The 24,314-nt window shown below is 47.4% G+C and carries 22 protein-coding genes; 19 read left to right on the top strand and 3 right to left on the bottom strand.

The annotated features are described in order from the left end of the window. The first annotated feature begins 24 nt into the window (after window positions 1-24). The 3 genes from AB6805_RS04675 to AB6805_RS04665 are packed head-to-tail and all read left to right on the top strand — an operon-like array spanning window position 25 to window position 3,336. Complete coding sequence (locus AB6805_RS04675; RefSeq protein ID WP_370908295.1) at window positions 25-723, top strand: DUF4843 domain-containing protein; 699 nt, start codon at window positions 25-27, stop codon at window positions 721-723. Window positions 724-759: 36 nt separating this feature from the next. Beyond that, window positions 760-2,214 (top strand): PKD-like family lipoprotein, encoded by a 1,455-nt coding sequence (locus tag AB6805_RS04670; RefSeq protein ID WP_370908294.1) that lies wholly within the window; start codon window positions 760-762, stop codon window positions 2,212-2,214. A 21-nt stretch (window positions 2,215-2,235) separates the two neighbouring features. After that, window positions 2,236-3,336 carry a redoxin family protein gene (locus AB6805_RS04665; RefSeq protein WP_370908293.1) on the top strand — a complete coding sequence of 367 codons (1,101 nt, stop codon included), beginning with the start codon at window positions 2,236-2,238 and terminating at the stop codon, window positions 3,334-3,336. A gap of 54 nt (window positions 3,337-3,390) precedes the next feature. Here the strand turns inward: AB6805_RS04665 and AB6805_RS04660 are convergent, their stop codons facing one another. Then, complete coding sequence (locus AB6805_RS04660) at window positions 3,391-4,341, bottom strand: DUF3829 domain-containing protein (RefSeq protein ID WP_370908292.1); 951 nt, start codon at window positions 4,339-4,341, stop codon at window positions 3,391-3,393. Window positions 4,342-4,512: 171 nt separating this feature from the next. On the opposite strand from AB6805_RS04660, the gene AB6805_RS04655 reads away from it, so the two are divergent. After that, window positions 4,513-5,613 (top strand): gliding motility-associated C-terminal domain-containing protein, encoded by a 1,101-nt coding sequence (locus AB6805_RS04655; protein ID WP_370908291.1) that lies wholly within the window; start codon window positions 4,513-4,515, stop codon window positions 5,611-5,613. Here AB6805_RS04655 and AB6805_RS04650 read toward each other — a convergent pair. Then, the gene (locus tag AB6805_RS04650; RefSeq protein ID WP_370908290.1) at window positions 5,610-6,326 is read right to left on the bottom strand and encodes a sensor histidine kinase; all 717 of its coding nucleotides are present in this window, start codon (window positions 6,324-6,326) and stop codon (window positions 5,610-5,612) included. The genes AB6805_RS04655 and AB6805_RS04650 overlap by 4 nt on opposite strands. A 335-nt stretch (window positions 6,327-6,661) precedes the next feature. On the opposite strand from AB6805_RS04650, the gene AB6805_RS04645 reads away from it, so the two are divergent. Then, complete coding sequence (locus tag AB6805_RS04645) at window positions 6,662-7,327, top strand: response regulator (protein WP_370908289.1); 666 nt, start codon at window positions 6,662-6,664, stop codon at window positions 7,325-7,327. A gap of 85 nt (window positions 7,328-7,412) precedes the next feature. On the opposite strand, the gene AB6805_RS04640 is transcribed toward AB6805_RS04645, so the two are convergent. Continuing rightward, window positions 7,413-7,592 carry a hypothetical protein gene (locus AB6805_RS04640; protein ID WP_168771290.1) on the bottom strand — a complete coding sequence of 60 codons (180 nt, stop codon included), beginning with the start codon at window positions 7,590-7,592 and terminating at the stop codon, window positions 7,413-7,415. On the opposite strand from AB6805_RS04640, the gene AB6805_RS04635 reads away from it, so the two are divergent. The 14 genes from AB6805_RS04635 (at window position 7,582) to AB6805_RS04570 (ending at window position 24,308) form a co-directional block, all read left to right on the top strand. Beyond that, entirely contained in the window at window positions 7,582-8,316 is a 735-nt protein-coding gene (locus tag AB6805_RS04635) for a polysaccharide biosynthesis/export family protein (protein ID WP_370908288.1), read from the top strand. The genes AB6805_RS04640 and AB6805_RS04635 overlap by 11 nt on opposite strands. 3 nt (window positions 8,317-8,319) lie before the next feature. Beyond that, window positions 8,320-10,671 carry a GumC family protein gene (locus tag AB6805_RS04630; RefSeq protein WP_370908287.1) on the top strand — a complete coding sequence of 784 codons (2,352 nt, stop codon included), beginning with the start codon at window positions 8,320-8,322 and terminating at the stop codon, window positions 10,669-10,671. 107 nt (window positions 10,672-10,778) lie between these two features. Continuing rightward, window positions 10,779-11,288 (top strand): transcription termination/antitermination NusG family protein, encoded by a 510-nt coding sequence (locus tag AB6805_RS04625; RefSeq protein ID WP_370908286.1) that lies wholly within the window; start codon window positions 10,779-10,781, stop codon window positions 11,286-11,288. 18 nt (window positions 11,289-11,306) lie between these two features. After that, the gene (locus tag AB6805_RS04620; protein ID WP_370908285.1) at window positions 11,307-12,329 is read left to right on the top strand and encodes a mannose-1-phosphate guanylyltransferase; all 1,023 of its coding nucleotides are present in this window, start codon (window positions 11,307-11,309) and stop codon (window positions 12,327-12,329) included. A 25-nt stretch (window positions 12,330-12,354) separates the two neighbouring features. Then, a complete protein-coding gene (locus tag AB6805_RS04615) occupies window positions 12,355-13,299 on the top strand; it encodes a GDP-L-fucose synthase family protein (protein WP_370908284.1) in 945 nt (314 codons plus the stop codon). A gap of 10 nt (window positions 13,300-13,309) precedes the next feature. Next, window positions 13,310-14,656, top strand: coding sequence for a UDP-glucose/GDP-mannose dehydrogenase family protein (locus AB6805_RS04610; protein WP_370908283.1), 1,347 nt, complete (start codon window positions 13,310-13,312; stop codon window positions 14,654-14,656). A gap of 35 nt (window positions 14,657-14,691) precedes the next feature. Then, window positions 14,692-15,789 (top strand): GDP-mannose 4,6-dehydratase, encoded by a 1,098-nt coding sequence (gmd, locus tag AB6805_RS04605; RefSeq protein ID WP_079470287.1) that lies wholly within the window; start codon window positions 14,692-14,694, stop codon window positions 15,787-15,789. Window positions 15,790-15,799: 10 nt separating this feature from the next. Further along, on the top strand, window positions 15,800-17,353 hold the full coding sequence (locus tag AB6805_RS04600; protein ID WP_370908282.1) for a lipopolysaccharide biosynthesis protein: 1,554 nt from the start codon (window positions 15,800-15,802) through the stop codon (window positions 17,351-17,353). 3 nt (window positions 17,354-17,356) lie between these two features. Beyond that, a complete protein-coding gene (locus tag AB6805_RS04595) occupies window positions 17,357-18,511 on the top strand; it encodes a glycosyltransferase family 4 protein (RefSeq protein WP_370908281.1) in 1,155 nt (384 codons plus the stop codon). Then, window positions 18,504-19,769 carry a hypothetical protein gene (locus tag AB6805_RS04590; protein WP_370908280.1) on the top strand — a complete coding sequence of 422 codons (1,266 nt, stop codon included), beginning with the start codon at window positions 18,504-18,506 and terminating at the stop codon, window positions 19,767-19,769. The genes AB6805_RS04595 and AB6805_RS04590 overlap by 8 nt, the downstream gene beginning before the upstream one ends. A gap of 20 nt (window positions 19,770-19,789) precedes the next feature. Continuing rightward, on the top strand, window positions 19,790-20,935 hold the full coding sequence (locus AB6805_RS04585) for a glycosyltransferase family 4 protein (protein ID WP_370908279.1): 1,146 nt from the start codon (window positions 19,790-19,792) through the stop codon (window positions 20,933-20,935). 11 nt (window positions 20,936-20,946) lie between these two features. Next, window positions 20,947-21,873 (top strand): polysaccharide pyruvyl transferase family protein, encoded by a 927-nt coding sequence (locus AB6805_RS04580; protein ID WP_370908278.1) that lies wholly within the window; start codon window positions 20,947-20,949, stop codon window positions 21,871-21,873. A 3-nt stretch (window positions 21,874-21,876) separates the two neighbouring features. Beyond that, window positions 21,877-23,235: a hypothetical protein gene (locus tag AB6805_RS04575; protein WP_370908277.1), complete on the top strand. Its 1,359-nt coding sequence runs from the start codon at window positions 21,877-21,879 to the stop codon at window positions 23,233-23,235. Then, entirely contained in the window at window positions 23,232-24,308 is a 1,077-nt protein-coding gene (locus tag AB6805_RS04570) for a glycosyltransferase (protein WP_370908276.1), read from the top strand. The genes AB6805_RS04575 and AB6805_RS04570 overlap by 4 nt, the downstream gene beginning before the upstream one ends. Window positions 24,309-24,314 lie beyond the last annotated feature (6 nt).

The following is a 24,314-nucleotide window of genomic DNA, read 5'->3' as shown; positions in this document are numbered from 1 at the left end:
CTGCATCTCTTTAAATCATCAAACATGAAGAATATTAACAGGCTGATAGCAACAGCCATATTATACCTGCTGATAAGTGCATGTGGCAAGGAAGAACGGCTGATGTACAAAGAATTGCCTGCGATCTACTTTTCCAGGGATTTTGTACTACCCGACAGTATCAATTATACATTTGTGGTAAAACCGGATACCGTATTGAAAGATACCGTGTACCTTAATATGCGGATCACCGGGCTGGCTACTGCTATCGACAGGAAGTTCAACCTCATAATAACAGACAGCTCCACCGCTGTAAAAGGAACACATTTTGATATAGGCCCTGCCGTTATAAAGGCAGGCGAATATGCCATAAAGTTTCCGGTATACCTGTTCCGTACACCGGACATGAAGAATAAAGTGTTCTCTGTTTATTTTCGTATAGCCTCCTCTGATGACTTTGCCGCAGGATTCGCTAACAGCCTTAATTACCAGATAAGGATAACGGATATGTTGCTGAAACCCGCTGATTGGAGCGACTTCTTCTATGGCGCATATTCACTTACCAAGCATCAGTTCATGGTATCACGGTTAGGTACCACCGCTATCACAATGGGAACAGGCGCACAATTTTCGGAGATCATGTCTATCCTGCAAAAGATGCGGGTAGAACTGATCCGGTACGAAAATACAAACGGGCCGCTGATAGATGAAAATGGCAACAGGGTTACTTTCCCTGCTATTTAACCTGCACTCTTATTTCTTTATCCTAAAAGTTGCAATATGAAATTGTCAGTATATAATTGGTTGTGTGTTTCAATGCTGGTGATGCTCACGCTGTCCGGTTGCCTGAAAGACAACAGCAATAAAGATATTATTCCTATTAACGTGCTCAGTATCTCCGATACCACGGCAGTTGACGCCGTGCTGCAGTTTGACACATTAACTGTGAAGCCCGATATTAAAGAGGCCGTGCCTGTAGGTGATAATGGACTGGTATATGAATGGAGCATCCACCAGAATGATTCTGAAGATGCTTATCAGGTATATATCCTCGACAGCACCCGTTACCTTCACCAGGCTATCCGTGTGAAACCTGGCATTTACAGGCTCATTTATAAAGTAACCGTGAAAGCTTCCGGCGTTTCTTACTTTAAGTTCTTCAACCTGAAGGTAATCAACCGCTTCAGCGAAGGATGGCTGGTGATGGAAGATGTAGCTGGCAAAGCAGATATGACCATCATCCTGAAAACAGATACCTTCTTCCATCATATTTTCTCAGAGCTGAATAAGGACTATGTACTGAATGAACCGCTGCAGGTAGCTACCACTAACTATTACGGTGCTAAATCGGTATGGATGTTTGGCGCTGCCAACGCCATAGAACTGGAGTATACAGAAATGACGAAGCTAACAGACTACACCAGCTGGTTCTGGGAAACACCGGCCGTGTTCCATCCGCAGAAGTTCGGGCAAATCAATACCGGCATGAATATCCTGATTAACGACGGCCATCTGCAGGTACGTGTTGCCGGAGGTTTTCCGGGAGATGTAAAATATCTGAATACACTTCCTTTCCCCGGTGGCAAAGGCGATGACTATTATTTTTCTTCTTATACAGGGGTCGGTCCGCAACCCTATACTGGTGAGAAAACACCCTATACCGCTTTCTTTTTTGATACAAAAACCAAAGGCTTTGTGTACCTGTCAGGCGCTTCCCTGATCCCTTCCCTGGTGGCTTTCAGCGCACCCGAGCCGGGCAGTTACTTTGATATGCGTAATATCGGGATGGACCTCCTTGCTATGGACCAGGGAAATGCGCCTTTCCTTAACAACGCTATCTTCAAGGATAATGGTAATTATTATTTGTACCAGATAGATGGCAACCGCTCAGACCCCGCCGTCGCAAAAAAGCTGATCACAGGCGATGCTCCTGAATTGGCCGCCTTCACTAAAATGACCAGCTCCAAAAAACTGCAGCAAATCTATTTTCTCGTTAATGGTAGCATCTACCTGTATGATATTCCTTCCGGCAAAGCAAGGGTCATTAAGACTATTGCAGCAGGAGAGCAGGTAACTTACTTCCAGTGTACGGGCGACGACGTAATGGTAGGTACCTGGAACGGTACAGCAGGAAAATTGTACCGCTATAAGATCAGTCCTTTGGGCGATTTCCAGGATGTAAAGGTGTTCACCGGTTTCGGCAAAATTGTAAGCATGACCTATAAAGCAGCATAAACATCAAAACCCACTATTAATATGAAGAAATCAATCGTCCTGTTGGCTGCCACTGTTGGTATGCTGTCGGCACAGGCACAAAACGGTAAGGGCTATACGATTAATGGCGTTATACACGGCGAGGATACCGGTAAGGTATACCTGAATACTTTCATGTTGCCAGACCATAAGCCGGATTCCACCATGCTGAAGAATGGAAAGTTTACGTTTAAAGGAAAAGTAGGCTCACCGCAGCTATATTCGGTATGGACGGCTGCTGATAAATATAACGGGATATCATTTTTCCTGGAAAATAGCACTATTACCATTACCGCTCATAAGGATTCCTTGAGGGCCGCAAAAATAACCGGCCCGGGAAATCAGCCTTTATATGCCGGGTGGGCGGAAACGTGGGAAGCGATGCGCCAGAAAGCCGGTAAATTATATCAGCGTGCAGATGCAGCAGAAAAAAACAAAGACAGCGTGGAGCGAAAGGTGGTAGCAGCCGGGTTTGCCGATCTGGATAAAGAACTGGATAGCTCCATTACCGCTTTTGTAAAGCATTCTCCCGGTTCAGCGGTAGCCGCATTTGTGATCCTGGACAGGTATATCAATTATTCCTACCCGGAAAAAGCGGCGGCGGCCTATCAGCTACTCACAGATCCCGCAAGGAAAACGGACTACGGACTGGCTATCAAAGCCTCGATGGATAAACATGCTAAAATGAGCGTGGGCGCCCGGCCGGCAATGTCGCTGCCTGATAGCACCGGCAAACTGGTGAAGTTGACCGACTACAAAGGAAAAGTTGTACTGGTAGATTTCTGGGCCAGCTGGTGTGGTCCCTGCCGTGCAGAAAATCCTAATGTGGTAAAAGCATATCAGCGCTTCCATGATCAGGGTTTTGATATCCTCGGTGTATCACTGGATACCGATAAAAAAGCATGGCTGAAAGCCGTAGGAAAAGATGGACTCACCTGGACGCATGTATCTGATCTGAAGGGTTGGAAAAGTAATCCTGTATTGGAGTTTGGCATTTCAGGCATTCCTGCCAACTTTATTATAGACGGCAGTGGAAAAATAATAGCGCAGAATTTACGCGGAGAAGAATTAGAGAAGAAGCTGGAAGAAGTATTTAAGAAATAGTTACTGGTAGATAAATGGGTAGATATCCGCGGTGGATATCTACCCATTGTTATTTTATTTTGTGAAGCTGTTGTATCTGCCGATCATGGTATCCAGTGCGTTATCGAGGGTTTCGAGCTGGCTGTCGGTCATTTCGCCTTTTTCTTTGGCGTCACGCATGATCCTTTTGGCTGTCAGCAGGAACTGGTGAAAGCTATCGTAGAAGCTCTTATAATATGAGTCCTTGTTTTCTTTCGCAGCATTGGCCATATCGATGCCTGCATGTGCCGCCTGGTTTTTTTCCAGGGCGTCATAGGCTGCCTGTGCTTTGTCACTGATCTTCGCAAAATCGGCGCTGCCTTCTCCCAGCAGGGTAATGTAATCACGTACCGACTGCATATCGGCTTTCATAGCCAATACGTAATCTTTTATGGGACTGTCTTTCAGGATGATGGCCTCACTGGCATCTGCTACTTCGTTCACTCTTTTCATCAGGATAGCTTTCTGCTCAAAAAATACCTGGGCGCTGCTACGGATAGAATCTGCCAGTGCCAGGCCTTTTGCGCCTTTGTCGTCTTTGTAGTCCTGTGCTTTCAGGTAATCATCCAGTTGCGTGTAAGTAGTTTTTAACTTGTCGAACGAGCCTTTAAAGCTGGTTACCTTTTCTTTAAAAAACTGCTGGTCTGCCTTATTTAAGGCATCTACCGGTTCTTCCACTTTCACCTTACCATGACTGATCATATTAATCATAATAGGTTTGATGATACTGCTGAGGAAGGCGGGATTACCTTTGCCGGACAGTAATTCGGTTACGCGGTCGGCATTATTAACCAGCCGTACTACGTAGTCGGAGTTCTTGTTAGAAAGGTCCACAATCAGGTTGGTGTACTCAATTACATCATTTGCGGAAGATGCAGATTTATCTTCGTACGCAGCGTTGCTGTCTTTTTTACCAGTTTCATTACATGACGTAAACGTAGTGAGAAGGGCGGTTCCCAGGGCTAAGTACAGTACGGATCTTTTCATGATAAGTTTTTTTCGGATTAAGCTATGGCACAATCGCGTGCCGGGGTATTTTGTGGGCAAAGATATTTTTTCAGGCAAACAAAACAAAAGAAAAGTAAGACGACAAACTACTGGTATGAGTATATGTCATCATTTATATAACCGGTAATTTTAATCCGGTAAATGAGCGGCATGTTTTCAGATCTCACAATTATATACGGAATACTATGCTGCTGGCTGTTTTTGGCGTTGTGTGTGCCTGCGGAGGCACAGCAGATACCCTTAAGTAACCCTTCACTGGAAGGCCGTACCGGGAAAGGTTTGGTTCCTTCTGGCTGGCTGGTGGCTAATGGTACGCCGGACACACAGCCCGGTGTTTTTGAAATCCTGCTGGCTCCTTCAGCAGGTAAGAGTTATGTAGGGGTGCATAGTGGTAAAGGATTCCTGGAAGGCATTGCCCAAAAGTTGCCTGCCTCGCTGAAACAGGACAGCACTTATGTATTGAGTTTGGATCTGGCGTTTACACTTTATTATTTATATCCCGCCTGTTATGGCAACCTGGCGATTTTCGGAGGTAATGCCCCGGGAGATACCGCCGAGCTGTTATGGACATCCGGTAATTTTACCCATGAAAACTGGCAGCGGTATCATGCCATATTCAGGCCGCATGGCAACTATACTTATATTTCCTGTTGGGCTTACCCAACAACGGCCTGTAATAAAAGTATGTATGGAATAGCGCTGCTGATGGACAATCTTTCGGCTATTGACCCATTAATACCGCCTGCGGTGCAGGCTAGTGTAAAGCCCTGCAGTTGCGGGGAAGTAGCCGACGGCAGGATTATGCTGCATGTAACCGGCGGTGCGCCGCCTTACCGTTATCGGCTTGACAACGGGCAATGGCAAACAGATAGCGTGTTTCCCGGGCTTGCAGCGGGTAGCCATGTAGCGGAGATTATGGATGCACATGATTACAGCGCTGGTGTAACCGCTAAGGTGGAATCTCCCTGGAAAAACTGCCTGGTGGTGATGCCCGGTGCTTTTAGTCCTAATAACGACGGACTGAATGATTTGTTCCGTCCGAAAGTATATGATGTGATTCATGACTACCGGTTACGGGTATACGACCGGTGGGGGGCATTGGTATTTATGAGTAATGCGCCCGAGGTGGGATGGGACGGGAATTTTAAAGGCACGCCGGCGGGTGTGCAGGCCTATGTATATATATGTACGTTTACAGACAGCCGCAGTGAGCAGCATTTATTGAAGGGAACGGTGATGTTGGTTCGTTAGTAGTTAAAGGTAACCGAGAAAACAGAACCATTTTTGCCGCTGGTAACGCTGATATGCCCGTTGTTGGCGGCAACATAGGATTTTACAATGGCCAGGCCCAGGCCGGTGCCCTCTTTGCCGTGGGCGTTTGTTGCCCGGAAAAAAGGAGTGAATAAAAAACGTATATCCGCCTCCGGTATACCGATGCCATTGTCTTTTACTTTAATACAGAGGTGATTTTTCCGGAAATGCAGGCCGAGTAGCGGATCGCCGGAAGAGTATTTAAACGCATTGCTGATGAGATTAGTGAATATCCCGGCCAGGTGGCTCCTGTCGATGTAGATATTCCGCGGGCGCCCGGATACTTTGATGCGGAGTTGGCGCTGGTCGGCGCGGTTGCTGAAATACTGTTGCCGGATCATACTGGCAAAAATAGGTAGCTCCGTTTCTTCCGGTTGTGTTACAGGGTTGCCGGCTACCATGCTGCCGGTGGTGAGGATGTCATCTACCATGCTGCTCAAAATGTCTATTTCTTCCTTAATGCGGGATAAATTGCGTTCGTAAAACGGCAACATCAATTCGTCTCTCTGCATTTTGGTTTCCAGCAATTCTATGGAAGACGAGATGGCACTGATCGGTGTTTTAAATTCATGGGTAGCCATGGCAATGAAATCCGATCGCATTTCCAGTATTGATTTTTGGCCAACTGCATGCCTTTTGATATGGTTCAGCATACTTCGTTTTTTGGTTGATTCTTAAAAAGGTTTTCTATTTCGAAGGATATCGGGTTAGGAGCGCAAATGGTTCTGTACACAATATACGAAACTTATTCATATTATTAAAAAAGTAGTATTTGATTACATTTATTTAACATGCTGTGGAAATTTATTAACATAGAATTTATTGTAATATGTTTGCTGAAGCTTCCTTATTTTGCTTTTGTCTGTATATAAGCCTATAACATATTTATAAAAAATTATACTAGATAACTATCATTTTTCCGACTATATTTACTATTAGATTATTTTAATAAACCATATCATTTCGAGTACCATACCCCCGTTTAGCCATGATCAACATTGGAATCATTGAAGACAACCATTTTCTGCTAAGTAATTACCGTGAGTTCCTGGAGGACTTCCAGGAGTGTAAGGTCATGTTTGCCTGCAAATCGATAGAGGAATTTATGGACTTGCCGGTTACTTACCCGGATGTAAAAGTAATCCTGTTGGATATCACCTTGCCAGGTATATCCGGTATCGAAGGACTCCGCGAAGTAAAGCGGGTATATCCCGATACAAAAGTGATTGTATTATCCGGTCATGAGGAGCAACAATATATTATTGAAGCCATTAAAAATGGTGCGAGTGGATATGTGATTAAATCCAGCCGCTTGAGTGATATCTATCAGTCGGTGATGGACACTGTGCAAAGCGGCGCATCTTTATCTCCCCGTGCTGCCCATCTGCTCATTACTCATATCAATAAAGATCCGCTGGAAAGTATCAAAGACAAACTTACCCGCAGGGAGTATGAACTGGTGGCCTTGCTCAAAGAAGGTTACTCATATAAGGAGATGGCAGCCAAGTTGTTTGTAACCGTGTTCACTGTAAACCAACATCTGAAAAAAGTATATTTTAAATTGAACGTTTCAACCAAATCTGAGTTAATCTCAAAAATTTTATCAAATAATTTATTCATCGCCCTGTTTTTTGCCCTTCTCCAGATAAATTAATAAAATTTCATTTTTAATAATATGTCGGTGGCTGTGAACGGTAAGTTACTTTAATAAGTAAGGACTCCAAACTAATCGTCTCAATTTATACTGTAGTGAGTAATTGAATCCCACCCCGTTCTGAAGTAATATTGTATTGAGAGGAACGGTCAGTGTAAGTGATGATGTTAAATGCCATATCGATGATATTGAAAGCCTGCTTAACCTGGATAGGATTGGGATTGCTATGCTTGAGTTGTTTGTTTACTTCGTGCGTGTCAACCAAAAATGCTGTTTATTTCAATGATGTAAGGGATACGGTGCTAATGCCGTCAGATAGCAGTTTCGACCCCCGTATCCAAAAGAACGACATATTACAGATCAACGTAAGCAGTCTTAATCCGGAGGATGTGATCATTTATAATGTATCCAACATGACCTCCGCTTCCGGCGCAGGAGGCGCCAATGCAGGAGCCGGCGCTATGCTGGGAGGCTTCCTGGTAGATGAACAGGGATTTATACAGTACCCCGTACTGGGTCCCGTAAAAGTAGCAGGCCTCACCAAAAAAGCACTCACCGTATACCTGCATGATCAGCTCATTGAACGAAAGCTCCTGGTAGATCCGGTAGTGAGCATACGGTTCCTCAACTACCGTGTAACCATACTGGGAGAGGTAAGTAAACCAACCGTAGTAAACGTAACCAACGAAAAAATATCGGTCCTTGAAGCATTGGGAATGGCGGGGGATATAACGGTGTTCGGTAAACGGAATAATATTCTGTTGATCCGGGAGATAGACGGGCAGCGGATTATACGACGCATCGATCTGAACGACAAGAGCATCCTGAATTCACCCTATTATTTTCTGCAACCCAATGATATCCTATATGTAGAACCCAATAAGTCAAAAGTGGCGACGGCTGATCGTTCGCGGCAAATCCTGCCAATTATTCTCAGCAGTCTTTCACTACTTGTTATTATCCTGGACCGGTTAGTTATAAATAATTAGGTTATGCAAAAAGTTAACGGACATAAAACCCAGCACACGGAAGCGCCTCAGAGTTTGCTGACTATCATCCGCTCCCGCTATCTGCCATACTGGCCTTTCTTTGCAGGAGCCGTAGTAGCCGCACTGATAGCTGCTTTCCTTTATCTCCGTTATGCCACTCCGCTGTATAAAATATCCGGTGTGCTCCTGGTACAGGAAGCCACCAACGGGCTCGGCGCCAGCGATATGCTGCAGTCGCTCGACCTGATGGGTGGCAGCAAAACCGTGATGGAAAATGAAATAGAAATCCTGAAATCACGCACGCTCACAAAAGAAGTGGTAAGGAACCTGAATCTTTATGGAGAAGTAATAGAAAAAGGAAAAATAAGAGACGTTGTACTTTATAAAGATAGCCCGGTGAAATTTACCTTCCTGGAACCGGAGTCTATCCAGATGGCTTCTACCGGCAACTGGCCTTTCACTTATGATCCCGTGCAAAAGCGTATAGCCATCGACGGTAAAAAATATCCGCTGAATGATACGGTACAAACCCGTTGGGGAAAAATGCTCATCCAGGCAAAGGCCCGGCATACAGATACCACCGCTGGTTATGTACTGCATATCATGAACGAAAAAACATGGATGCAGATCATCCTCGGCACCATGAAAATTATGCCTGCCGCGAAAGCCGGCAGTGTAGTGGATCTTGAATACACTGATGAGGCGCCGGAACGGGGAGAAGATATTGTGAATGAACTGATCCGGGTATATAGCCAGGCTGCCGTGGAAGATAAGAACAGGACTTCCGCCAACACCATGCGCTTCGTGGAAGAACGCCTGCGCATCGTGAGTACAGAACTGGGCCAGGCAGAAACAGAAGTGGAACACTTCAAAACCTCCCAGGGTATTGTGGATATCAGCGAACAAAGTAAAATATTCCTGGCAGGCGTGCAGGAAAATGACCGGAAGATCAGTGAAGCCAATATGCAGATCTCCGTACTGGATGCCATTGAAAGATATGTTACCAGCCAGAATCCGGGAGGTAACATTGTGCCCGGTACATTGGGGCTTTCTGACCCGGTGCTGCTGGAGCTGGTGAGTAAGTTATCTGAAACAGAATTACAACTGGAGAGGCTCCGCAAAACCACCGGCGAAAACAGCCCGCTGCTGGCAAGCCTCACACGGCAGGTAGATCGCCTGAAACCTGCTATCATGGAGAACATCGGGAGCTTGCGCGCCAATCTGCAGGCCGGTTTAACACGCCTTCAGGCGGAGAATAGCCGCAACATGGGTATCATCCGCAGTGTACCCGGAAAAGAAAAAGCATTGCTGGAAGTAAGCAGGCAGCAGGTGATTAAAAATAATATTTACACCTTCCTGCTGGAGAAAAGAGAAGAAACCGCACTGGCATACGCGGCCGCCGTATCCGACAGCCGCGTGGTAGATGCGGGAGAAGCAGCAGCCTATGCTTTCAGTCCGCAGAAACCAATGGTGTACGGTATCTCTGTACTGGCGGCACTTGCACTGGTAGCAGGATTTGTATCGCTGAAAGATATGATGAACCGTGAGGTGATGTTCCGGGCAGATATTGAAAAAATAACGACGGCGCCGATTGCAGCAGAAATTATGTACCACGACAGCAAAGATGCGATCGTAATGTCCAATAACAGCAGAACAGCCGTTGCAGAACAATTCAGGGCATTGAGAACGTCTTTGTCTTATATAGGTTTGAACGGCGACCGCAAAACATTGCTGGTTACGTCTTCCATATCCGGTGAGGGAAAGAGCTTTATATCCGTTAACCTGGCCATGAGTTTGTCGCTGGCCAAAAAGAAAGTGGCCCTGCTGGAGTTTGACCTGAGAAAACCAATGGTCAGCAAAATGCTGAACATGCGCGCGGATCCTGGTATTACTAACTACCTCGTTGGAAAAGCATCACTGCAGCAGATATTGCAGCCTGTTGGAGACAACGAATACCTGTATTTACTGTCTGCCGGTATTATGCCGCCAAACCCGAGTGAACTTATTCTGAATGGTGAACTGGAAAGATTGCTGAGTGAACTAAAAGAACGTTTCGATTATATCATCATTGATTCTGCCCCTGTCGGACTGGTAACAGACGCCCGCCTGATAGCGCCCTATTGCGATGCTACCCTGTATGTGGTGCGTCACCAGCGTACCCCGAAAAATTATCTTAAACTGATTGAAGAGTTGTATCAGAATAAAGAATTAGGAAAACTGAACATTGTGTTTAACGGTATCAAACGGCAAGGTGTGGCAGGGTACGGATATGGATCCGGATATGGTGATATTAACGGATACGGTTACACAGAAATAACAAAGAAACCCGGATTATTCAGGCGCACCGTAAAGTAAATGCAGCCCGCTATAGTCGAATATAAATAACAAAGGGCGAAGTCATGCCTGTTCCTGCCTTTATAAATTCTACACAAAACTATCCGATCACCTAAAAACCGGCTACTATGTTTAATGAACAGCCTCCGGTCTGGTATGCGGTATATACCCGGCCCAAATGCGAAAAAAAAGTGGCAGACCTTTTCACCCGTAAAAAGGTGGAACACTACGTCCCCGCTAAACCATTGGTGCGTGCCCGTAAGATCATCCAGGAACCTCTTTTTCCATCCTACGTATTCGTACACATTCCTGAAAGCAGGAGTTGGGTGGTAAAGGAAACAGACAACGTGGTCAACTTCGTATACTGGCTGGGGCAACCGGCCGTGATACCAGACCATGAAATAGCGCTCATCCGCCATTTTCTCCGTGATTATGAAGATGTATCTGTAGAAAAATTTCCTATCCGGGCAGAGGAAGAAGAAAACCGTTCTCCTTCCACCGCCAGGATCTTACAGATCAGCCGTAACCGCGTGAAAGTGGAACTGAATAGCCTGGGCTGCATGCTCGTAGCAACAGTGCCATCCAGGGAAATAACGGTGGTCACCGGCCATAAAACGGTGAACGGACATCATTACTGACCATAAACCAATCATCCTATGATGCAGCATATTCTCCTTTGCGGTGGCTCCGGCACCCGGTTATGGCCTTTGTCCAACCAACAAACGCCCAAGCAGTTACTCACCCTGTTCGACGGCTATAGTCTTTTACAACTCGCTTTCCGGCGAAACCGTTTTGCCTGTAATAAAGTAATGGCGATTGTCAATGAACAACAGTCCGAAATTGTTCGGGAGCAACTGATGCAGGCAGGCGCAGCTGCCCCGGTATGCCTGGCCGAACCGGTAGGCCGTAATACTGCTGCTGCCATTGCCCTGGCTGCCTTCACAGCCGAGCCGGAAACCATACTACTCATCACACCGGCCGATCACCTGATTGGTACGCCCGACCGCTATGCCATGGCCATTGAAACGGCCGGCCTGCTGGCCGCGGGAAATCATATCGTTACCATCGGCCTGGTGCCTACACGCCCGGACACCGGATTTGGCTACATCAGCTACTCCGGTCATGATGTGCTCCGCTTCGTGGAAAAACCCGACCGCGCCGTAGCAGAAGCCATGCTGGCCGCCGGCGGCTTCCTCTGGAACAGTGGCATTTTCTGCTGTAAAGCGCGCATCATGCTGCAGGAGCTGCAAAAGCATGCACCTGCTATCTATGAAGCCGCAGCCATCGCCGCGGAGGAATGGAAACAAACCGGTGTGTTATCGAAAGAAAGTATGGAAGCCATTCCATCAGATAGCATCGACTATGCCGTGCTGGAAAAAAGTGACATCGTAAAAGTAGTGCCCAGCAAAATGGACTGGAGCGATGTAGGCAGCTACGAAGCACTGGCAGACGCATTGTCGCAACATTACCAGTACAGGAATCACCAGGCGGTTTTTATTCAAAGCGATCCGCATAAAAGTATGGTAATCGGGAAAGATAAACTGGTCGCATTGGTGGGCGTGGAAAATATGGTCGTAGTTAATACAGAAAGCGCACTGCTGATCATGCAGAAAGGAAGTGGACAGGATATTAAACAACTGCATCAATGGGTAAGGGAAAACCGCCCGGAGCTGCTCTAAACATAAACACAATCAATCAACACGTATGGAGGCAAACGATCTTATATATGTAGCCGGCCACCGCGGAATGGTAGGAAGTGCTATAAAAAGGAGACTGGAAACTTTAGGTTACCAGAACATTATTACCCGCACCTCCGGCAGCCTGGATTTACGCAATGCCGCCGCGGTGGATGAATTCTTTGCAAAGGAAAAGCCGGCATATGTATTCCTGGCAGCCGCCAAAGTAGGTGGTATACATGCTAATAATACTTACCGCGCAGAGTTCCTGTACGACAACCTCATGATTGCCGCTAACGTCATTCATTCGGCGTGGAAGCATAACGTTACCAAGTTGCAGTTCCTGGGGAGTTCCTGCATCTACCCGCGCATGGCGCCGCAGCCAATCAAAGAAAGCTTTCTGCTGACAGGCACGCTGGAACAAACAAATGAACCCTACGCCATTGCAAAAATTGCCGGGATCAAATTATGCGAGGCTTACCGCGATCAGTATGGCTGCAACTTTACCAGCGTAATGCCTACTAACCTGTTCGGCATCGGGGATAATTATCACCCGGAAAATGCACATGTATTACCGGCGCTGATCCGCCGCTTTCATGAAGCCAAAGTGAATCAGAAACCATCCGTAACGGTATGGGGTACGGGTATGCCTAAACGCGAATTTTTATTTGCAGATGACCTGGCAGATGCCTGTGTATATCTCATGCAGCATTACAATGATAAAGAACCGGTGAACATCGGGATAGGAGAGGATCTCACCATTAAGCAACTGGCAGAGTATATCCGGGAAGTAGTTTGTTATGAAGGAGAAATCATTTTTGACGCTACCAAACCCGATGGTACGCCACGCAAGCTGATGGATGTATCCAAATTGCATCGCCTGGGATGGAAACATAGCATCAGCCTGAAAGAAGGACTGGTAATGGCTTACAGGGATTTCCTGCAACAGGATCAGTTCAAATTACAACCTTAAAACCAGTGGTATGAAAGTAGTCATTGTAGGAACAGGATATGTTGGACTGGTTACCGGCGCCTGCCTGGCTGAAGTGGGAACCAGTGTTACCTGCGTGGATGTGGACGCAGCAAAGATTGCGCGGCTTCAAAAGGGGGTATTACCCATTTATGAACCTGGTTTGCCTGAAATGGTAATGCGTAATCAGGCGAGCGGCCGTCTTTCTTTCACTACCTCGCTGGCCAGCGCATTGCCCGGTGCAGAAGTAGTATTTATTGCTGTAGGCACACCACCGGGAGAAGATGGCAGTGCAGACCTGAAATATGTATTACAGGTAGCGCATGAGGTAGGGCAACACATGGAGCATTACCTGCTGCTGGTAACCAAAAGTACTGTGCCTGTTGGTACCGCCGCCCGCGTGAACCGTGCCGTAAAGGAGAGCCTGTCGGCCCGCCAGCTGATCATCGATTATGATGTGGCTTCCAACCCGGAGTTCCTGAAAGAAGGCGCAGCGGTAAATGATTTCCTGAAACCCGATCGTATAGTCGCCGGCGTGAGTACTACCCATGCCCGCGAAGTGCTGGAACAATTATACCGGCCATTTGTGTTAAACGGACACCCGCTGCTTTTTATGGACATCGCCTCTGCGGAGATGACCAAGTACGCAGCCAATGCGATGCTGGCCACCAGGATTTCCTATATGAACGATATCGCGAACGTATGTACGCTGGTAGGTGCGGATATCAACCAGGTGCGTAAAGGCATCGGCAGCGATCCCCGCATCGGGAAACACTTCCTGTATCCCGGCATCGGCTACGGTGGTTCCTGTTTCCCCAAAGATGTAAAGGCCCTGATCCAAACCGGCCGCGAATACGGCTATCAGCTACGTATCCTGGAAGCCGTGGAAGCCGTGAATGAAGATCAAAAGAAAATATTATCCGATAAAGTGCTCCGTCACTTCGACGGCGACATTAAAGGCCGCACGTTCGCCGTATGGGGACTGTCTTTCAAACCCAACACCGACGACATGCGCGAAGCGCCTTCGCTGGTGTTGATCAACAGCCTGCTGGAAGCCGGCGCACAGGTTCGTGTATACGATCCCGTTGCCATGGAAGAAGCGCTTCACCTGCTGGGCGACAGCGTCACCTTTGCGGATGATATGTATGCCGCCGCTGCAAATGCGGATGCCGTATTGCTGGTAACGGAATGGAATGCCTTCCGGATGCCCGACTGGCCACGCCTGCGCAGCTTACTGCAAACGCCGCTGCTGTTCGATGGCAGGAACATCTATGATGACGTACAACTGGTAAAACATGGGTTTACTTACTATGGTATCGGCAATACAGCTGCTACCCCGGTAAATGCCCTTATGCAATAACTTATTTCTTTTTATCACTAAAAAATAACGATCGTATGAAAGTAGCCCTGATAACAGGTATTACCGGCCAGGATGGCGCTTATCTGGCAGAACTGCTGCTGGGAAAGGGATATATGGTGCATGGTGTAAAACGCCGCGCTTCGCTGATCAACACCGAAAGAATTGATCACCTCTACCAGGATATGCACAGTGAAAATGTGCGCTTCCGTTTGCATTACGGCGATATGACCGACAGCACCAACCTCATACGCATTATACAGGAAACCCAACCGGATGAAATTTATAACCTGGCTGCCATGAGCCATGTACGGGTAAGTTTTGATACCCCGGAATATACTGCCAATGCAGATGGTATAGGCACGCTGCGCCTGCTGGAAGCGTTACGCATCCTGAAAATGGAAAAGAAAACACGCATCTATCAAGCCAGCACCTCCGAGCTGTACGGACTGGTACAGGAAGTACCACAACGTGAAACAACGCCTTTTTACCCGCGCAGCCCCTATGCTGTGGCGAAGTTATACGCTTACTGGATTACAGTTAACTACCGCGAGGCTTATGGCATGTATGCCTGCAACGGCATTCTCTTTAACCATGAAAGCCCGCTGCGCGGAGAAACCTTCGTAACCCGGAAGATTACCAGGGGCGCTGCTGCGATCGCACTCGGACTGCAGGATAAACTGTACCTCGGTAACCTGGATGCGCAACGCGACTGGGGCCACGCAAAAGATTATGTAGAAGCCATGTGGCGCATCCTGCAACAGGAAACACCAGACGACTACGTAATTGCTACCGGTATTACCACCACCGTGAGAGAGTTTGTACGCATGTCCTTTGCAGAACTGGGTATCGAAATCGCCTTCACCGGCACCGGTGCAGAGGAAATTGGTACCGTAGCCGCCTGCACAAATGAGGTATATGCGTTGCCGTTAGGTAAGCAGGTAGTCGCTATTGATCCGCGTTATTTCCGCCCTACGGAAGTGGAGCTGCTGATAGGCGACCCTACCAAATCCAAAACAGTACTGGGATGGGAACCAGCCTACGACCTGGCCGCACTGGTAAAGGAAATGATGGCCAGCGACGTGGCATTGTTTGCAAAGAAAGAAGTGACACAACTGGAACACTTAATCGGATAATTAAATCAACATGCAGGTAGCGAACAGGGTGATATTAAATACAGGCGCGCTTTACGGACGGATGCTGATCACCGTTTTTATTTCCTTATATGCCACCCGGCTGGTACTCAACCTGCTGGGCGCGGCAGACTACGGATTGTTTAACCTGATCAGCGGGGTCATTGCCATGTTGTCTTTCCTGAACATGGCAATGACCATCAGCACGCAGCGGTATATGTCTTTTCACCTTGGCACCAAAGACGCACATAAACTGAAAGTGGTGTTTAACTCCAGCGTACTGCTGCATTTTGTATTGGGCCTGGCATTGGTGCTGCTGTTTGAAGTGATAGGCAGCTATCTTTTTGATCATGTGCTCAATTATCCTCCATCCCGCACCATGGCGGCCAAACTCATCTTCCAGTTCATGGTGGTCAGCGCGTTCTTTACGATCATCTCGGTGCCTTACGATGCTACATTGATTGCACAGGAAAATATGGTGATGGTAGCTATAATGGGAATAGTGGAATCTGTAGGCAAACTGCTGATAGCACTCAGCCTGCAATACACTTCATACGACCGGCTCATTGTGTATGGCGGGCTCATGGCGTTGCTCACCGTATTACTGCTGGTGTTTAAGCAAGTGTATTGCGCGGTGAAGTATGAAGAAAGCCGCATCCGCATCCGGCAGTATTTCGACAAAAGCCTTTTGAAAGAAATGTTTGCCTACGCAGGGTGGAATATGTTTGGCGCCGGCAGTTTCGTGGCACGCAACCAGGGCATCGCTCTTCTGCTGAATGTTTTCTTTGGCACCATCGTTAATGCAGCTTACGGCATCGCTAACCAGGTGAATGCACAGCTCAGCTACTTTTCTGTTACCATGCTGCGGGCATTAAATCCGCAGATCATTAAAAGTGAAGGCAGCGGCGACCGTCCGAGGATGCTGCGGCTGGCCATGATCGCCAGCAAGTTTTCCTTTTTCCTGCTGAGCTTTTTCGCCATCCCCATGATGATAGAAATGCCTTTTGTATTGCAATGCTGGCTGAAACAAGTACCCGATTTTACAGTCATGATGTGCCGCCTGATTATCATCGCTACATTGATTAACCAGCTGTCGTCGGGCATACAGGTAGCGGTACAGTCGGTAGGGAAAATAAGAAAGTACCAGGTGGTAGTCAGCACAATGGTACTGTTCAATTTACCCATTGCCTGGTTGCTGCTGAAGGCAGGATATCCCGCGGCTACGGTATTGATCAGTGCCATCGCCATAGAAGTTGTAAGCGGCATTTACCGCATGATGGCGGCGAAAACTATTACGGGCTTATCGCCGGCAGTGTTTACCCGGCAGGTGATCATCAAATCAATAGTGCCGGCATTGCTGGCAGCCGGACTGGCCTGCATCCCGCAACTATTCATGGGGGAAGGATTTATGCGGCTGGGCGTTACCACAACAATAAGTATCATCAGCATCGTATTCCTCATCCGGCTCATTGGGCTAACCACCGATGAAACCGCGAAAGTGGAACAATTACTCAACAGGATTTTCACAAAGCTACAGGCACGGCTAGTGGTATTAAAAGCGAATTAAGATATGAACATTCTTTTCTTCACAGACATATCCCCCTTCCCGCAAAACGGGGGAGAACGCATCAGGAGTTACTACCTGATCAAAGCTTTGTCGCAGCTCGGTTATGAGGTGATTGCCGTGGTACAGAATGTGGAGAAGGTGGACGTGCAGAAATACCATCTCCCTAACGTTACTTTTTATACTTATGAAACAAAACCTTTCGATCTGCTGACCCGTATTACCGGTAAACAATACTTCCAGCGTTCTGCCACCGTTATGAGCATTTTTGAAGAGGTGTGCCGCGATTATCCGCTGGCAGCAGCTATCCTGGACTATGGCTATGTAGGTCATTATATTTCTTATTTCAGGCAGAAACAGATTCCCGTTATCCTGGGCACGCACAACGCACAGCCCATGATTACCTGGCAGCTGCCCTCAAAAAATATTGTGGATAAGCTGCGCAAGTGGCAGCTGTTCAGTATGGAAAAACTACATGAGCGCATGTACTTTAACAAAGCTGCTGCGGTACTGGTAGTTAGTGAAGATGATAATGCCTATCACACACGCTTCCTGCCTAAACAGAAAGTTTTTACGGTTCCCAACTTCCTGGACGCGAAAGATTATCACTTCACCGGGAAGAAGCAGCAGCGTGTGCTGGTGATGACGGCTAACTTCGGCGTATATATGAATTTCGCCGGCCTCAAATGGTTTATCGAAAACGTGTGGGATGATGACCTGGCAGGAAAGTACGATCTGTGGCTCGTGGGCAGGGGTTCTAAAGAAGCGCTGAAACAAATTACCGGCAAAGAAGAGTATCGCAATATTGTAGCCTTTGGAAAGGTGGATGATGTGAAGTGGTATATCTCTGTGGCCAGCGCAGTGATCATTCCGTTGGTGCATGGCAGTGGCACCCGCCTGAAATGCCTGGAAGCAATGGCACTCAGTACACCGATTATCAGTACCCGGAAGGGGGTGGAAGGAGTGAAGAGTCATCACTTTATTGTATCTGATGAACCGGCAGCGTTTAAACAATCCCTGCTGGCGTTTGATCCGGAAACGGATAAGGGCGCCCGGTTACGGGAAGATTTTTTACAGGAATACAGCCTGGACGTAAACCGGGAACGGCTACAGCAAATTGTTCACTACGCGGTTCGCGGTAAAATGCCTGCCTATGTTTAACCGGGTCAAAATAGCCATGTACACTTTGTTGAGTGGCGTGAATGTAGCACTGGTAGGCCAGTTGAAGCTCAATGAGATCATGGTGCTGCTGTCTACCCCCTTTGTATTTGACCTGCGGGATTTTAAAGCGTATCCCATGTTCCGCAAGATCATCTTTGCATTGGTAGCGCTCTTCGTGTTCCAGGCGATTACTGATCTGTTTATCGTACACAGCTCTTCAGAGAATTTCATGCGGGGCTGGGCGGCCATCATTATGTCTATCCTCTCTTTTATTTTCCTGTTTAAAACTTTGGAAGATGACCAGGCCATCTTCTTCTTCCTTTGCATGACCCTTATCAAAAATATTATCTGGACAGATGATAATGCAGATACGGATATGTCGTACTTCAAGTTTAAGATGGTACCTATCCTGTCGTATGCTGTTTATATCTGTTCTTTTCTTTTATATCGCAGAGGACAATGGAAGGCGGTGCTGGCGCTGCTATTAGGCTATAGCCTGTTGTGTTTTGCCCGCGACTCGCGCTCAACAGGCATGGTCTTTTTCCTGGGCGCCATCATCATTTATTGCTTTAACAGCGGTATGTACCTCACCCGCGACCGGTTGCTGGTGTTTGGGATTGCAGGCGCTATCCTGTTCCAGTTTGCCTATGTATGTTATGTAAATGCAGTGATGAATCATGAAATAGGAGGAGATCATGCTTCCGAGCAAATCGACCGGCTCGATAATCCTTATAATCCGTTGTCATTACTGATGACAGGCAGGGGCGAAACCTTTGCTGCAATGGCAGCCATTGCCGATGCACCGCTCTTCGGTCATGGTTCCTGGGCAAAAGACGACAACCTGCAATATTACCGGATCCTGTTGCTATACCAGAATGAAGAAATGAATGAACAACTGGCTACCTCAACAGACCACCTGATCCCCAGTCACTCGATCCTGCTGGGCGCCTGGGTAAACTGCGGGCTGGGTGGATTTATTGCGGTACTGCTGATATTCATATTCCTGCTGAGAATGGGCTTTTACCTCATCCGCAATGCCGCTGACACGGCATTGTACCCGGTGCTGGTGCTGATGACGATTGGGGTAATATGGACTTTTCTTTTTTCCCCCATCCAGCAACTAAGGTTTAACATACCTGCCATTGGTGCAGTGCTGTTGCGCGCCTACTATGATTTTATGGAGGAATCTGCCACGGAGGAAGTACCCGTACAAATAAATGAAACGATCGATATGCTATCTCCCGAAGGGAAAATATAAACGGTAAAAAAACATCAGCTATGAAAATATGCTTCATTACACTAGGGGATATTAAATTCATTGCCACCATGAAACGGGCGATAGGCATGGCCGGACCGTTACTGTCGCTAGGTTGGGAAGTGTCTATCATTGCGCAGGACAGTGAAGAGAACCGGAAACGTATAGCCATGGAGTGTAGTGAGGCGGTGAAGGTATACTACTATCAGCCTGGCTCCGCAGGAGAAGAAGTCAGGGTCAAAACAGAACTGGTGAACCAGATTGCACCGGACTATGTGTTATTCTGTTCTTTCAGTTTCCGTAACCGTATTTCCAAAGGTAAGCTCAACGTAAAACCCAAGATACTCATCGAACATTCAGAGTTGCCTTCCGGTATCCCCGACAATAAAGGCATCCGTAAGCTGGCTATGCTGGCGCTGGAGTATTGGTCGGTGTTGTATGCCGATGGATTGTTATGCGCCAGCAAGTATCTCTGTAACGTATATACGAAAAGGGCGGCGCAGCTGTTCCGCAAACAACTTCCGGTGTTGTACTCGCCTTACGCATTCAACAATGATGTGATAGCGTCGCCACGGATCCGCCTGGATGAATTGCAGGATGCTTATAAAGGCAAAACGATACTGATCTATATGGGCACGCTTACCCGCAACTATGGTCTCTTTACCATGTTGCAGGCAATGGAAATGGTAAGCAAGGAAAGAAGCGATGTGGTATTAATGTTATTGGGACAGGGCCGGCACATGGCGGAAGCAAAAGCTTTTGTCAAAGAAAAGCAGCTGGATGCGCAGGTTCAATTCCTGGGCTATGCACCGGAAGAAGATCTCAGCTCCTGGTTCACTGCGGCCGACGCATTTATTTCCCCGCTGAATGATACTGTGCAGGACTGGGCGCGTTGTCCCAGTAAGATTTACATGTACCTGCCATTTGACAAGCCGGTGTTTACCTGCGCTATTGGCGAGCCATTGGAAATATTCGGGCACGAGGGATATTATTTCAACAACAATGCGCCGGCGTCACTGGCGGTATTGATCAGTAAACTGGCTAATGGCAAGCTGGCGCCGGCAACGGTGAATAGCGAAGCCCACAGCTGGGAACGACGGGCAGTTGACTTTACAGCATGGATCAACAGTAACGATGCAGTAAAAGTATTACGTATTGCTAACCTGTAAATGACTACAACGTGGATTATGTTTATTATAAAGATCCCAAAGGCAATTTTGGTGATGACCTGAACGGGTGGCTCTGGCCCAAGTTATTTGGCGAAGGAAATACCAATGATCCGGAAGCATTCCTGGGCATCGGTTCTATCCTGTTCGACGGCTCTCCGCTATTCAGGGATATACCGGACAAGTGCAAGATTGTTTTCGGTACAGGCGTAAGGCCTTCTCATCAAACCTTCAGTCTTAACAGCAGCTGGGATATCCGTTTCCTGCGGGGGCCATTGTCGGCCTACGCATTTAATAACCAGTTCCCGTACATCGCTGATGCTGCCTACGCTATCCGCCAGCTACCGGAGTTTGATAAATTCCTGAAGGTGAAGAAAAAGCACAAGGTGAGCGTGATCCCTTATTTTAAATCAGTGCCGTTTTTCGATTGGGAAGCACTCTGTAATAAACTGGGTTATAATTATATCTCACCACGGTCGGAGCAAGGCGTAGAACATACGTTGCAGGAAATCGCCGCATCGGAATATGTGATTGCGGAAGCCATGCACGGCGCCATCCTGGCCGATGCGCTGCGCGTGCCCTGGCACCGCTTTATATTATCCACGCCACATACGGAGGGCAGCGGCGTGGCTGAGTTTAAATGGATGGACTGGCAGGCTGCGATTCAACTATATAATATCAATGCCACACCGGTAAAACTTTATCGCAAATCATTTCTTCACCAGAAAATTAAAACCCTCTCCGGCAATCGCATCAGCGCAGAATTTATGGCCAGGGATATTGTAAAAACAGACCTGTTGAAAACACTGCAGGGTGTGAACGGTTTTTATTTATCTGAAGAAGATGTTATCAGGCGTATTGATAATAAGATTCATGATCAGACTTTTTTGTTGAGAAAAGAAAAGTGCATGGATAAATCATCTTTCATCACAACACATTAATATATGCAGCAGGAATTTATTTTATCAGCAGGAACAGGACATTTCTTTTTTGGTTTTCATGACCTGGTAGCTTGGAATGCTGCAGGTGATAAATTGCTTGCATTACAAACACCCGACATTACTGTTCCCCCGGATCCGCGTATTCCCTGCGGCATTGGCTACTTCGATGCAGCACAGCAATTCCGCCGGATGGGAGACACCTACGCTTATAACTATCCACAGGGCGCCCGCCAGCAATGGATCGGCGATACAGATACTTTTATCGTGAATGACCGGGTTGATGATGTATGGGGTTCCCGGATATATGACACAAATGCCGGCAAATGCGTGAGTGTGTTGCATCAGCCCGCCCATGTGATCACAGATGAGGGCGTTGCTTTTGGTATCGACTACGCAAGGCTGTATCGTGTAGGAGGATATGGATACACCGGTCTTGCTGATAAGTATGCGCACGTTCACGTACCTGATAACTCCGGTATTGTAAAGCACAATGTATACACCGGCGAGCAAACATTGTTACTGTCTATTGCTGCTGCCGCCAATTATAAAATGAATCCCGCTTTGGGACAACATCATTATATCACGCACCTGTTGCTGAATCCCTCGCAGCAGCGGCTGGCCTTCCTGCACCGCTATAAGTTAAAAGACGGGGGTGAAACTACGCGGCTCATGACGATCGGCGTGGATGGCAGCGACCTGAAATGCCTGGCTACAGGGTTCCTCAGTCATTTCGACTGGAAAGATGATTCACACATTGCTATCTGGGGCAGAACGGGCAGTAACATTGAAAAACTGCGTGGTTCCCTGTTGTATAAAATGATGCCTTCAGGATTGATTTCCGGGGGGAAGAAAGTGCTGAAGAAATTATTGTATACAAAAGAGAAAGGTGCAAAAGCGGTAGCGCCCTTCAACTGGTTGTTACTGGAAGATGTGGATAACGGGGCGCCGGCTATGCTGGCAAAGGATATTATTACGGAAGACGGGCATCCGATGTTTTGCCCGGCGGACCGCGACTGGATGATTTGTGATACTTATCCCAATCAACAGGGAGTCCGGACCTTGTTCCTTTTCCAGTACAGCACGCAGAAGAAAGTGACGTTGGGTACTTACCGTATGATTGATGACAAGCCTGATCTGAAACAGGCACACCCTTTACTGGCCGGTGTGGAAGAAGGGGTGTTAAAAGCGTTCTCGCTGGAACAGATGGCGTTTACACGCAGCGGTTTGCACTGCGATTTACATCCACGCTGGAAGCGCGACGGTAACGTGGTGGCGTTCGACTCCATTCATGAAGGCCGTCGCATGATCTATGGTTATGATGTGAGCAGTATTATTCATGCACATAAAAATGTACTGGTATGATTGCCATTTTGCAGCCACTGGTGCCGCATTACCGCGAACATTTTTTTAACCGGCTCAATGAGCAGGCGCCTTTCGATCTGTATTGTTATGATCAGGCAGATGCTATCAAACAGCAAAACCTGTCTGCCGGCAACACCACAGTGAAGCAATTGCCTGCCTGGAGCGTAGGCCCGTTTGTGTTATATAACCCGTTGCGTTTTTTTAATAAAGACTATAAGGTACTGGTGTTGATGCTCAATTTCGCGCATCTGTCTACCTGGATGATCCTGTTGCTAAAACCCTTGCTGAAACAGAAGGTTATCCTTTGGGGACATGGTATTTCAGTAAAGAGATATGTGCAGGAAGAACAACGACCCAGCCGCCTGTTGAAATGGATGATACAACTGGCCGATGCAACCTGGTTTTACACACCAAAGGAAATGGCGCTCTGGCAGCAGGAAATGCCGGGCTTAAAGGCAGTGGCTTTGAACAATACGATTTCTGAAGTGGAAAAGATCATGCAACGGGAGGCGCCCGATAAAGCAGCGCTCCGTGAAAAGTATAACATCCGCTCGAAACGGATACTGATCTATTGCGCCCGCTTTAACGAAACCGGCCGTCGTATTGATTTGCTGGAGAAACTGATGCAGGAAACCGATCCGGAGCAGTATGGATTTATCATCATCGGGGCAGGTAAATACAAGCCCGACTTCAGCAGTTATCCACATGTACATGACTTTGGGGCGGTGTATGATCCTGTTATAAAACAGGAGCTGTTTGGTATCGCCGACCTGTATTTTCAGCCGGGATGGGTGGGGCTGTCGGCGGTGGAAGCAATGGCCTATGGTAAGCCGGTATGTACTTTTAAGCGCAGCGAGGAAGTACTGCAATGCGTGGAATACAGTTATGTCCGTGATGGCTACAACGGCCTGATCTTCGATAGCATGGACGAGTGTTTGTATGTGCTGGATCAGTTGTCGGATGAAGAGATCACCAGGCTGGGGCGACATGCCAAACAATTTGTGGGAGAAAATCTGACCATGACGGCTATGGTGGATAATGCTTTTCACTCGCTGGATTCAATGAATAAATAACCCTTG

The sequence above is a fragment of the Chitinophaga sp. RCC_12 genome, assembly GCF_041360695.1.
Classification (GTDB): domain Bacteria; phylum Bacteroidota; class Bacteroidia; order Chitinophagales; family Chitinophagaceae; genus Chitinophaga.
This window is presented reverse-complemented; position numbering and strand designations above follow the sequence as displayed.